The sequence below is a fragment of the Paenibacillus gorillae genome (assembly GCF_000513275.1).
In the GTDB taxonomy this organism is placed as follows: domain Bacteria; phylum Bacillota; class Bacilli; order Paenibacillales; family Paenibacillaceae; genus Pristimantibacillus; species Pristimantibacillus gorillae.
This window is the reverse complement of sequence record NZ_CBVJ010000124.1, coordinates 1-13,394: the sequence shown is the minus strand read 5'-3', so window position 1 is coordinate 13,394 and position 13,394 is coordinate 1. Positions and strand designations below refer to the sequence as shown.

Annotated in this window: 5 protein-coding genes; 3 read left to right on the top strand and 2 right to left on the bottom strand. The window is 52.3% G+C overall.

Features of this window, described 5'->3' with window-relative positions; translation table 11 throughout:
- On the top strand, positions 1 to 3,043 hold a 3,043-nt coding region (locus TY10_RS23535), incomplete at its 5' end, for an S-layer homology domain-containing protein (protein ID WP_155986034.1).
- A 249-nt stretch (positions 3,044 to 3,292) separates the two neighbouring features.
- Positions 3,293 to 7,288: an S-layer homology domain-containing protein gene (locus TY10_RS29185; protein ID WP_052350734.1), complete on the top strand. Its 3,996-nt coding sequence runs from the start codon at positions 3,293 to 3,295 to the stop codon at positions 7,286 to 7,288.
- A gap of 169 nt (positions 7,289 to 7,457) precedes the next feature.
- Here TY10_RS29185 and TY10_RS23525 read toward each other — a convergent pair whose 3' ends face one another.
- Together TY10_RS23525 and TY10_RS23520 are read right to left on the bottom strand one after the other, a co-directional pair.
- Positions 7,458 to 8,348 carry an alpha/beta fold hydrolase gene (locus tag TY10_RS23525; RefSeq protein WP_042169078.1) on the bottom strand — a complete coding sequence of 297 codons (891 nt, stop codon included), beginning with the start codon at positions 8,346 to 8,348 and terminating at the stop codon, positions 7,458 to 7,460.
- A 91-nt stretch (positions 8,349 to 8,439) separates the two neighbouring features.
- Positions 8,440 to 9,042, bottom strand: a complete 603-nt coding sequence (locus TY10_RS23520) for a DUF2239 family protein (RefSeq protein WP_042169075.1) — start codon at positions 9,040 to 9,042, stop codon at positions 8,440 to 8,442.
- Between the two features lie 362 nt (positions 9,043 to 9,404).
- Between TY10_RS23520 and TY10_RS29180 the strand changes: the two genes are divergently transcribed.
- Positions 9,405 to 13,394 (top strand): S-layer homology domain-containing protein (locus TY10_RS29180; RefSeq protein ID WP_202903231.1); only part of this gene is annotated, 3,990 nt, incomplete at its 3' end.

Genomic DNA, 13,394 nt, shown 5'->3' with positions numbered 1-13,394 from the left:
GGCAACATCGACAGTGAACAGCAGTAAAAAAGGAACGGCCACAATCACGGTGACAGCAGCTCCTGCAATCACCAGTGTGGACGTTAGTCCGAATAGCGCAAGCGTGGTTCAAGGAGGAAGCAAGCAGCTTACGGAAACAGTAGTTGCGGTTGGCGGAGCAGCGACGACGGTGACGTGGACGAGCAGCGACAGCGCCAGTGTGGCGGTGGACAGCACAGGAAACGTGACGGCAGCAGCGGATGCAGAGCCAGGTGATTACACGATCACGGCAACATCAACAGTGAACAGCAGTAAAAAAGGAACGGCCACAATTACGGTGACAGCAGCGCCTGCCATCACTAGTGTGGACGTCAGTCCGAACAGTGCAAGCATAATGCAAGGAGAAAGCAAGCAGCTCACGGCAACAGTAGTTGCGGTTGGCGGAGCAGCGACGACGGTGACGTGGACGAGCAATGACACCAGTGGAAAATTAGCGGTAGACGCTACAGGAAATGTAACAGCAGCAGCGGATGCAGAGCCAGGTGATTACACAATCACGGCAACGTCAACAGTGAACAGCAGTAAAAAAGGAACGGCAACGATCACAGTGACGGCCGCACCTGCCATTCACAGTGTGAGTGTGAGCCCTAACAGTTCAAGTGTAGTGCAAGGAGGAAGCAGGCAGCTTACAGCAACGGTAGTTGCGGTTGGCGGAGCAGCAACGACGGTGACGTGGACGAGCAGCGACGCTGAAGTGACGGTGGATAATACCGGTAAGGTGACGGCAGTAGCGGATGCAGAGCCGGGTGACTATACAATTACAGCAACATCGACAGTGAACAGCAGCAAAAAAGGAACGGCGACGATCACGGTGACGGCCGCGCCGACTTACACAATTGCTGCTCTCACGAATCAAACGTTAACAGCACTTATCGAGGAATACACAGCTGGCAGTCAAGAAGTCAGAACGATTCCTGTCTTGAATACGGGCTCAGGAGATTTGACAAACCTGTCGGTAGCGATAGACGGTGTAAATGCTAATGATTTTGTCATTACACAGCCGGATTCTACTTTGGACAGCGGCGAATCAACAAGCTTTACGGTTGGAGTGAAGGACGGGTTGCCAGTAGGTACGTACACGGCAACAGTCACGGTATCGGCGGATCACATGACGCCTGTAACGTTTACCGTTACTCAAGCAGTCAGCTTGCCGAATACCCCTGTTAATCCGCAAAGCCTGACAGCTGCCGGAGGTGATCGTCAAGTTACTCTCAATTGGAGTACGGTTGAGGGAGCGGCGTATTACAACATTTATATGACGACGGTTTCTGGCCAATATTCAGAGGTTGAAGCAGCAACGGTTACTTCTTCTACCTACAATGTGCAGAACCTGTTGAACGGTACGACCTATTACTTTGTAGTGAAAGCCGGCAATGCAGGCGGCTTAGGTGCGATGTCCAATGAGGCAAGTGCCACACCGGCAACCGTATCGGCAGCACCAACGGATGTGACGGCGGTTGCGGGGGATGGACAAGTGATCATTACGTTTACGCCTCCAACAGATAACGGCGGAAGTCCGATTACACGATATGAGGTGACGGTGTCTCCAGGAAATATCGTCGTATCTGGAACGTCGAGCCCGATTGTTATTACGGGTCTAAGCAACGGAACGAGTTATACCTTTACACTAAAAGCGATTAATGCAGCCGGATCAAGCACATCCTCTGCACAATCCAATGCTGTAGTGCCAGTATCAAGCGGGGGGAACGGTACTCCTTCGCCTGGTAACTCTACGCCACCAGAGAAACCTGCCAATAGTGTAGATGTTCTTATTAACGGAAAAGTAGAAAATGCGGGAACTGCCACAACAAGCAAACGAGATGGCCAGAACGTCCTGACCATTTCCGTCGATCAGAAGAAACTGGAGGAGAAACTAGCGGCGGAAGGTAAAGGGGCCGTAGTTGCGATTCCGGTTAATACGAAGTCGGACGTTGTGATTGGTGAACTTAACGGACAGATGGTTAAGGGCATGGAAAACCAGCAAGCTGTTGTAGTGATCAAGACAGACAATGCGACGTATACGATTCCTGCTGCACAGATCCAAATCGGAGCTTTAGCGGATAAACTGGGCAAGTCGGTTGCCCTTCAAGACATCAAAGTGCAGATCGAAATCGCCGCTCCTACGGCTGATACGTTGAAGGTTGTTGAGAACGCGGCAGCGAATGGCACATTCACGCTTGTGGTTCCGCCGGTCGATTTTACGATCAGAGCTACTTACGGAAATGCAAGTATTGAAGTATCCAAGTTCAATGCTTATATGGAAAGAACGATCGCTATTCCGGCCGGAGTGGATCCGAAAAAGATTACGACAGGCGTCGTAGTGGAGCCGGATGGGACGGTACGCCACGTACCGACTAAGATCGTTCTAATCGAAGGCAAGTATTATGCTCAGATTAACAGCTTAACCAATAGCACGTACTCTGTGGTCTGGCATCCGATTGAATTCGCGGATGTCGCGAACCACTGGGCGAAAGCTGCGGTAAACGACATGGGATCGCGTATGGTTATTGGCGGTACAGGCAACGGTCTGTTCAGCCCTGACCGCGACATCACCCGAGCTGAGTTTGCAGCGATTCTTGTACGCGGATTGGGATTGAAGCTGGATAATAGTGCAACAGTCTTCTCTGATGTGAAGACATCAGACTGGTTCAACAGCGCAATCAACACGGCTTATCAGCATCAGCTGATTAAAGGATTCGAGGACGGCACATTCCGGCCGAACGACAAAATCACTCGAGAAGAAGCCATGATGATTCTCTCCAGAGCAATGGCGATTACCGGACTGAAGGCCAAGCTGTCCGAACAATCGGTGGATGCAACCCTTCGTCCGTTTGGAGATGCATCAAAAGTATCTGCTTGGGCACACAGCGGTGTTGCAGACAGCGTTCAGGCGGGTCTTGTAACTGGACGGAGTGCAGCCCAGCTTGCGCCGAAGGCCTTTATTACCCGGGCTGAGGTTGCAACCATTGTACAAAGGCTCTTACAGCAATCTGACCTGATTTAAGCAGATATATTTTCCAATTAATGAGCTAGAATCAATCAATTATCCCTTTCCAGCAGCCTATTGTGTTGTTGGGGAGGGGTTTTTTTATGTGCGGCTTTATGTAATCGAAACAAATAGCTCTTACATTCGAAACCGTGAAGCCTTGATGCTGTGCGGATTTTCGTGGTTTTCCGCTAAAATCTTTTATTATTCTTTTATCACCTCTCGTTATAATCGGTTTTGACAAGCGAATAAACAGGAGGCTGTGGAATGAATAAAAGAAGGTTAAATAAAGCGACAGCGATGCTCATCGTATTTAGTATGATCGCAGGCATCATGTTTGGAGCTGGAATGCCGTCAACGGCACATGCAGAAGAAGATTTGACGAACTTCTCAGGCGGGGATGGTACAATTTCCAACCCTTATAAAGTATCAAGTGAAAGGGAACTGCGCAATGTGACCATACCGGGCCCGGGCGCGTATTTCCAGCAGACGGGAAACATTGAGCTGTCGGGCAACTGGACGCCGCTTGCGAGCTTTAGCGGCAGCTATGACGGAAACGGATTTGGCATCTACAACATGACAATCAACTCGGGGAATCAGTTCCTTGGTTTGTTTTCCGCTCTAGCAGGAGGAGCAGAATTGAAAAATGTCAGCTTGATTGATTTCAATACGACTTCAACAGGTATGAATGCATTTGTTGGCGGTTTAGCCGGAGTTGTGAATGCGAATGCAAAGGTGACGAATAGTTCCAGCAAAGGTTCGATTCAGGCGGCATCGGCTAACTATGCGGGCGGATTGGTTGGTATGAATGAAGGGCTCATCGAGGGCAGTTCGAGTCAAGCAGTGATTACTGGGAGCGGTAATGATGTGATTGCCGGCGGTTTAGCAGGGACGAATGTTGGATCTATAAAGAACAGCCATACGAGCGGCTCGTTGGAAACATATTATTATCGTTCTTATGCTGGTGGTCTCGCGGGTACGAATACAGGAACGATATCGGGCAGCGGGAGCAGCACTACAGTAACGGGAGGGGATGCTTTTACCGGTGGTGGTCTGAGTGCCTCCAATCCAACAGGCGGAGTTATCACAGAAAGTTACAGCACGGGGAAGGTAGTCGGGACCAGCAGCGGCGTTGTAGGAGGTTTGACGGGCAGGAATACTGGCAATATCAGCAGAAGCTTTAGTACAAGCGATGTGGATATCGGAGCAGGAGGAATTGCTGGCGGTCTAGCGGGCTACAAATTTGACGGGTTGATTAGCGACAGTTATAGCACAGGCAATGTGCTGGGTAACGGAGCTGTCTTCACTGGCGGCCTCGTCGGCATCAGTCAAGGCGGGGATGTAACGAACAGCTATAGCACGGGGAGTGCAAGCGGCGGGACAGACGCCAACGGCGGTCTAATCGGGTATAAGCCTGTCGGCAGTGTCTCAGACAGCTATTTTTATAGTACGGGAGGAGTCGTGTCACAAGGGGGCACTCCTAAAGATGCTAATGCTTTGATGCAGCAATCGACCTTCACCTCTTGGGATTTCAGTAATGTATGGAGGATTGCCGAAGGATACGCGTATCCTTCACTTCAATGGCAGCCCTACTCCGCGAAGGAATCGACTTATTATGATTACGAGAGCTTAACTTGGGACTCCATTAAAGGTACGAACAGTGCGGCAAACCATGTCACGGAGAACCTTCAATTGCCGGCAACCGGAACGGCAGCAGGCTCGGCCATTACATGGATTGTGTCGCAGAGCAGCTTGATTAATCCCGCGACTGGTAAGGTGACAAGGGCATCGGATGACGATTATGAAGTTACTCTGACAGCGACGATAAGCCGGTCCGGAGGCGAGACACGGACTAAGAGCTTTGTATTAATTGTCATTGAAGCGCCAAACATTAAGCCAAACCGCAAAGCCGCGGTTGATGCAACGGCGAGCGCCAAAGTTACAATTCATACCGCATATTCGCTGGATTTGTCGACAATTTTTGAAGATGTCGATGGCGATCCATTAAGCTACAACGTATCGGTTAACGGTGCTGCAGCGATAACGGCAAATCGAGCATATACCTATACGCCGACGGCTGCAGGTGCTGTAACATTAGTCTTTACAGCGGATGATGGTGAAGAAGAGTCGGATGATACGTATACTATTCAGATTACAGTCAACCAGGCACCCGCTCGGGAATCGAACATAGGGGCAACGACGGAAGCGGTTGTGATGGTGAATACACCTTATACGCTTGATCTTTCTGCGATTTTTGAAGATGTCGATGGCGATGGATTAACCTATGAGGTATCCATTAATGGTGCGACAGCAGTAGCTGCAACCGCGAATTATACGTATACGCCAACAACGGCTGGGATCGTAACCTTAGTTTTTGCAGCTAATGATGGAACGAGCGTTTCTTCCGATACTTACACGGTGGAACTGACGGTCAATACGGCTCCGGTCCGCCGGACAGGCGTAGATGCAACAGCAGCGGCCGTTGTAACGGTAAACACACCGTATACGGTCGATTTGGCTGCTATTTTCGAGGATGCAGACAGCGATGAATTGACTTACAAGGTGTCTATTAATGGTGCAACGGCGGTACCCGCAAATGAGAATTATACGTATATGCCAACAGCGGCCGGAAGCGAAACCCTAGTCTTTAGCGCCAATGACGGGGTCACTGATTCAGCGGATACTTATACGGTTGCGGTGACTGTGACTGCGAATTCCGCGCCGGTCCGCCGGGCAGATGTGGCCGCAACAGCAGAAGCGGCTTTGAACGTAAATGCGGCTTATTCGCTTGACCTTCGGGACATCTTTGAAGATGCAGATAATGACGCACTCACTTATAAAGTAACGGTAAACGGCGGTTCAGCGGCAGCGGCGGCAGAAAGCTACTCTTACACGTCAACTACAGTTGGAATCGTAACACTGGTCTTCACCGCTAATGACGGATTTATGGATTCCACAGATCGTTATACGGTTACGCTAACCGTGTCTCAGCCAAACAACGGCAACGGCAATGGAAGTGGCGGGAACGGTAATGGCGGGAATGGCGGAAGCGGAACGGGAGCGGGGGGCGGCAGCCCAACCATCGACTACAAGGTTACGGTGTCAGGTGATGTAGGAACGACGCTGCCTATAAAGGTGGATCAAGCGGCAGGTCACGCAACGGTAGCGATTGGAGCGCTGGCAGACAGCATTTTTACAGGTAACAAGAAGACCGTATTGACAGTGCCGGATATTCCCGGCGTAAGTATCTATACCATTGAAGTTGCTCCGCAATCTCTTTCTAGTAAGCAGTTGGAGGGTGAACTGATCTTTGCCACTCATGCAGGCAGCATTGCCATTCCATCCAACATGCTGCAAGGCGTAGCGGGTACCGAGGGGAAAGTTGCAGCCATTACGGTACGTACGGGTGATAAAAGCGGATTATCCGCTTCAGCGGCAGCGGCCATAGGCGATCGGCCATTGCTGGAGCTGACACTGAAGCTCGATGGAACAAAAATCAACTGGAACAACCCGGCTGCACCGGTGAAAGTCTCGATTCCATATAAGCCGACTGCCGAGGAGTTGAACGATCCTGAGCATATCGTCGTGTGGTATATTGACGGCAATGTCATCTCCATCCCTAGCGGCCAATATGATGCGAAGAGCGGAACGGTCACCTTTGTGACGACGCACTTTAGCTCCTATGCTGTGGCTTATGTGCATAAAACTTTCGGGGATTTGGACAGCGTAAAATGGGCTAAGCATCCAATAGAGGTCATGGCCTCCAAGGGGATCATTAACGGCACATCGGCAGGAGCCTTCTCACCGGAAGCTCGTATCACGCGAGCAGATTTCCTTGTCCTGCTTGTGAAAACATTGGGACTGACATCAGAGTTTGAAGGCAATTTCTCGGATGCAGATTCGAATGCCTATTACTATGAAGCATTGGGTATTGCGAAGCAGTTGGGGCTGGCAACGGGAAGCGGCAACAATGAATTCCATCCGAAGGAGAACATTTCCCGGCAGGATATGATGGTATTGACCGCTCGTGCCTTAGAGAAGCTCAAGGGACTGCAACCTGTACAGTCTTCTGCCGGGCTGGACGTCTATAGCGATCGGAAGGCCGTCGCTTCATATGCGGAGCTGAGTCTGGCAGTTTTGGCGGAGGCGGGTCTGGTCAACGGTTCCGGAAATATGCTTAATCCGAGAGGACTGACTACACGGGCAGAAGCTGCCGTGTTCTTGTACCGGATTTATAATCAATACGGAGCGGCTATCAAATAAATAGAAGGCAGACCTGTCCGATGCTTGGGCAGGTCTGCCTTCATTTAATTTAATATGACTCTTCTGTCTGGAAAAATTCCTATAAAAAAAGCGCCGGCTCATGATGCTATCATGAGACTGGCGCTTATCTGATCGTATCGGTCCAGCTCATCCCATCGGGCACCGCGTGTCACTTGCGGCGAGCCGTTCGCTCTATACCATCAGCGGTTACTTCGTACAATTGGTGCGGCAGGTCATGTCCCATACCGTCAATCAACATGAGCTCGGAACCCGGGATGGCAGATGCTGTATCCTCACCACACGCCGGAACAAATAGGGGATCGTCCATCCCATGAATGACAAGTGCGGGTACTTTAATGGTCGCCAGCCGCGGACGACGGTCACCGGAGACAGCGATCGCAGCAATTTGCCGTCCGACACTGCCTGGATCATATGCTCGCCGGACTTCCTCAAGAATGAGCGCGCGATAAGCATCCTCTTCAAAGGGATAGCCCGTACCGGCGATGCGTTTGGCAAAAGCGATGCTGTGCGCCAAATATCCTGCTTCATCCTCAAAGGGATTCGGCGCCGGTGAAGTCATCATGCCCATGACTTCCTGTGAAGCCTGCGGAAGGGCGGGATTACCGGAGCTAGACATGATGGAGGTAAGTGATAATACCCGTTCAGGGTACCTGCTGGCTGCAACCTGGGCAATCATTCCGCCCATCGACCTGCCAACGAAGTGTGCCCGGTCAATGGAAAGGGCGTCAAGCAGCCCGATAGCGTCTTTTGCCATGTCATTGAGTGTGTAAGGAATGTCGGGTCGCTTTCCTGACATGAGAGCAGCTGCCAGTGCTTCAAAATCCAGCGTCGGATAATGGCTGAAATGCGTTGAGCAGCCTACGTCCCGGTTGTCAAAGCGAATGACGCGAAAGCCCCGCGCTGCTAATAGCTCACAAAACGGAGCCGTCCACCGGATCATCTGGGTGCCAAGACCGGCGATAAGGATGATAGCCTCATCATTTTCGTTGCCAAAACTGTCATAGGCCAATTCAACCCCGTTAACTTTCAAAATGTTCATCAGTATGTTCTCCTTTAATTCATTCAATATCAGAAGTTCTGTTATCTATCGCAATTCCTTGTTAATTCTTTATACCCTCATATGCTTTCATTCATAAGTTCTCTTTGGGAAATGCATGGGCAGCTAATCGTTTGACATGGTTTCTGATATCAGGTGCCCAGTCGTCGATGAAGTGATAAAAACGATCCATATCAGCCGCATACAGAGCCCGCAGAGCTTCTTCATATTGGTGGAAGTCCCCGGCCATAGCTGTCATAAAATTATAGGTTGTTTCTTGAGACGCACGAATTGTGCTCTGCTGCTCTCCAGCATGACGAGCTTCGTCAATGAGTTTTCGTAATGTTACCGATGCCCCTCCAGGTTGACTCTTGAGCCATTCCCAGTGCCGAGGCAATAACGTTACCTCACCGGAGACAACGCCCAGCTTGGGTCGGCCGACCCTCCGCGCAGGCTGCTGACTCACTTCCAAACCGGATGAGTCGCCGAACTGAGCTTCTAATCGTTGGAGTACATCATCTGTCTTCCCGCGGAAATCAACATCTATTGGCTTTCCCGTGGAATCATCAAATATAAGCAGTTGCGTGAGGTCTCTATCATTCAGAGCATCCTTCACTGTAGTAACAACGTGCTGTAAAGAACCATTGGCGACGACTTCTACACCCAAAAATGCCGTACAGTATAGGGTATTACCCAAATGCTGACCTCCTCTCTGATTACCTCGCTAATTATACCCGGATAAAACTAAATAATCAATATTACCCGGGTAAAATATAATTTTCGTTAGACCGGTCCCGTACTTGGGCAGGTCTTTTTGTTATTTTCACAGCGTAGCCCTCGAAAAATTAGGTTTGAACGATGCCGCCATTACACTTTTTGTATTTTTTTGTTGAAAAAAAGCTGCGCTTTGTTTGTCATTTTACCGCTATTTAACCGCAGGGATTTAAAATTTTAATCGAATGATTTTCAGTAACGGCGGTTTGAACCCAATGAGACGATCATTTCTGGCAATGACGTATCCGGCAGGTAAGTGAAAAATCTTGAATAGAAGGAAGTGCTATGTTGAAAAAATCCGTAAAGCGGTTCATCGTTGTTGTATTGGCGGGCTTATGTTTATTCCAGTCATCGGGATTGGCTCTTGCGAAGGTTCCTTCGGACATCGCAAATAGCTGGGCGAAGGAGACGATCCTTTCGTGGATTGAGAGAGGGCTGGTCAACGGATATGAGGATGGCAGCTTTAAGCCGAATAAGACAATTACCCGGGCAGAGATCGTCGCTCTCATTAATCGCGCCTTCGAAATTAAGGGCGGTTCGACGTCCAAATTCACGGATGTCCGCAAGAGCGACTGGTTTTATCAAGACGTCGCAGCAGCGGCGGCGGCAGGTTATCTGTCTGGATACCAAGACGGAACCTTTAAGCCGAAAGCGGTAGTTACCCGTCAAGAGCTGGCGGTCATTACGGCGAAGTTGTTAAAGCTTGCGGCTTCGGACTCTTATCTTAACTTCAAGGATACGAAGAACAGCCCGGAATGGAGCAAAGGCGCGATTGGTGCGGTCATTGACGCGAAGGTGATGGGCGGGTTTCCCGACGGGACGTTCCAGCCGCTGAAGCCCGCGACCCGCGCGGAAGTGATCGTCATTTTGGACAAAGCGCTCAAGCTGAAAGGGAATGACGTTCTCGTTACGGCTTATGATAAGCCCGGGACTTATGGTCCGGCTGAGGGGATACAAGCGATCGACGGGAATGTGGTCATTAAGGTCGCGGGAGTTACGCTGCGAAATCTCACAATCAAGGGGGATTTGCTGCTGGGCGCTGGGATCGGCGAAGGGGATGTTTTCCTTCAAGGTGTAACCGTGGCCGGCACGACGAGCGTAGAAGGCGGAGGTGCGAATAGCGTCCATTTTGAGAATTCGGTATTGGCGAACGTAGTTGTAGACAAGAAGAACGGCAGCATTCGCATCGTTGTAGAGGATGGTGCGACGACGATACGGGAGATTGAGCTGCGATCCGCCGCGAAGGTGGAATATAAAGGTGCCAAGGGCAGCGGTATTAAGACGGTTACACTCTCGAAATTGCTGCCTGCTGGCAGTGAAATCGTTCTGACAGGAGCATTCGAAACAGTCGATATTTTATCGCAAAGCATTCGCATTTCAATTCCGGAAGGTTCGGTCAAACAATTGAATGTGGCGCCATCGGCTTCCAATACGAATTTGGCGCTTGGCAAGGACGCAAGCATCGTTGATTTGGTGCTGGATGCGCTCACGAAAGTCGTGGGGCAAGGCAAAATCGAGAATGCGGCAATTAATGCGGATGGAACATCATTGGAAAATAAGCCGGCAGCTTTGAAAATCAAAGAAGGTATCGCGGCGACCGTAGGAGGGGAACAGATCGGCTCTGCACAGGCGTCAGGCCCTGCCGGGCCAACCGGTCCGACTGGGCCAGTCACGACGCCGCCATCTGCGGAAGAAGTTGCGGCAACGACTGCCGTTGTGTCGGCGGAGGCCTCTGCAAATGGACTGGCAGGCGACGGAACCGACGCGCAACCAGCCATTGATGCAGCTCAAGCGAAGCAAGCTGCGGCATCGGTTTTGGTGACGGCGTTGCCAAGCAGCTCGGCGAAGACAGCATTGGCAGCCAGACTGGCGGCCGTACAAGCTAAAATCGACGACGCGCAATCTGATCTGGATGCCGTTATCGCGGCGACCGTTTCGGTTACGGCGGCAGAGACGGCAGCCGGCAGACTAGCAGGTGACGGAACCGACGCGCAAGAGGCCATCGATGCGGCTCAATCGAAGCAAGCTGCGGCATCGGTCTTGGTGACGGCGTTGCCAAGCAGCATGGCGAAGACGGAATTGGCGGCAAGATTGACGGCCGTACAAGCTAGCATCAACGATGCGCAGTCTGATCTGATTGCCGTTACTGCGGCAACGGCTGCGGTAGCGGCTGCCGAGACGGCAGCTAACGGTTTGCTGGGAGACGGAAGCGATTCGCAAGGTGCTGCCGATGCGGCGCAAGCGAAGCAGAGTGCGGCATCGGGTTTGGTGTCGGCTTTGCCTGGCAGCGCAGCGAAGACGGCGTTGGAGTCGAGACTGGCCGCGTTACAAGACGTCATCGACGACGCGCAGGAAGCTGTGGATGCGGTACTTACGGCAGCTGAATCAGTTGTCGCCGCTGAGACTGCGGCAGATGAACTGACTGGTGACGGAACGGATACGCAAACCGCGATCGATGCGGTGCAGACGAAACAGGATACGGCAACTGGATTGGTCTCCGCCTTGCAGGACAGCACGGCGAAGACGGCGCTGGAAGCGAGATTGGCAGCGGTGCAATCGGCCATTGATAGTGCCCAGAATGTCGGGGATGCTGTTATCGCGGCGGCGGCTTCGGTAACGGCTGCCGAGACGACAGCCGGTGAACTAGCAGGTGACGGAACCGACGCGCAAGAGGCCATCGATGCGGCTCAATCGGATCACGCTACGGCATCAGGCTTAGTGACGGATTTGCCAAGCAGCACAGCGAAGACGGCATTAGCCGCTAGAATAGCAGCGGTGCAAGCGACAATTAACGATGCGCAGTCCAAATTGAATGCCGTTGCTGCGGCAACGGCTTCGGTAGCGGCTGCCGAGACGGTGGCTAACAGTTTGCTGGGAGACGGAAGCGATACGCAAGTCGCTGTTGATGCAGCGCAATTGAAGCAGAGTACGGCATCGGGCTTGGTGACGGCATTGCCAAGCAGCACGGCGAAGACGGCATTGGCCGCTAGAATAGCAGCGGTGCAAGACGTCATCGACGATGCGCAGGACGTCGTGAATACGGTAGCTGCGGCAGCGGCATCGGTGGGCGCGGCAGAGGCTGCGGCAAACGGGCTGGCGGGTAACGGAACCGATACGCAAAGCGCGATTGATGCGGCGCAGACGAAGCAGGGTACGGCATCAAGCTTGGTGACAGCATTGCTGGATAGTACGGCGAAAACGGCGCTCGCAGATAGGCTGCAGGCGGTGCAATCGGCAATCGACAGTGCCCAGGATGTTCTGGATGCCGTTATTGCGGCAACCACGTCGGTAGCAGCAGCCGAGGCGGCTGCTGGCGGATTAGCGGGTGATGGAACCGACGTGCAGAGCGTGATCAATACGGTGCAAACGAAGCAGAGTACGGCATCGGACTTGGTAGATGCATTGCCAGACAGTACGGCGAAGACGACATTGGCTGCTAGATTGGCGACTGTGCAAGCAGCAATCTACGGTGCGCAGTCGAATTTGGAAGATGTAATTGAAGCAACGGCTTCGGTAGTAACCGCTGAGACGGCGGCTAATGGACTTGCCGGCGATGGAACCGACGCGCAAGGCGCGATCGATACGGTGCAGACGAAGCAGAGTGCGGCATCGGACTTGGTAACGGCATTGCCAAGCAGCACGGCAAAGACAGCATTAGCTGCTAGAATTGCCGCCGTGCAAGCGAAGATCAATGATGCGAAGACCGGCCTGAATGCCGTTATCGCAGCGACGGCATCGGTTGTTATTGCCGAACGGGAATCTGCGAATCTGATCGGCAATGGCACGGACGCACAGGACACCATTGATACGGTGCAGGCGAAAAACGATGCGGCAGCTCTGTTGGTAACAGCGTTGCCGGGCAGCACGGCGAAGACGGCATTGGCCGCGAGATTGTCAGCGGTGCAAGCAAAGATCAATGATGCGCAGAGTAGTCTGGATGCGGTCATCGCGGCGACGGCATCGGTGGTCGCGGCCGAGACGGCAGCGAACGGCTTGCTGGGCGACGGCAGTGATACGCAAGGTGCCGTCGATGCGGCACAAGTGAAGCATAACACCGCATCGGGCTTGGTGGCGGCATTGTCGAACAGTACGGCGACGACGGCGTTGCAAGCTAGATTGGCCGCGATCCAAACGAAGATCGACGATGTTCAGGATGCGGTGGATCTCGTAGCTGCGGTGACAGCATCGGTCGTGACCGCCGAGACGGCAGCGAACGGGCTTGCTGGCAACGGAACCGACACGCAAAGCGCGATTGATGCGGCGCAAACGAAGAAG

Coding starts and splice junctions, on each gene's coding strand:
- TY10_RS29185 (WP_052350734.1), top strand. CDS start 3,293: ATGAATAAAAGAAGGTTAAATAAAGCGACAGCGATGCTCATCGTATTT.
- TY10_RS23525 (WP_042169078.1), bottom strand. CDS start 8,348: ATGAACATTTTGAAAGTTAACGGGGTTGAATTGGCCTATGACAGTTTT.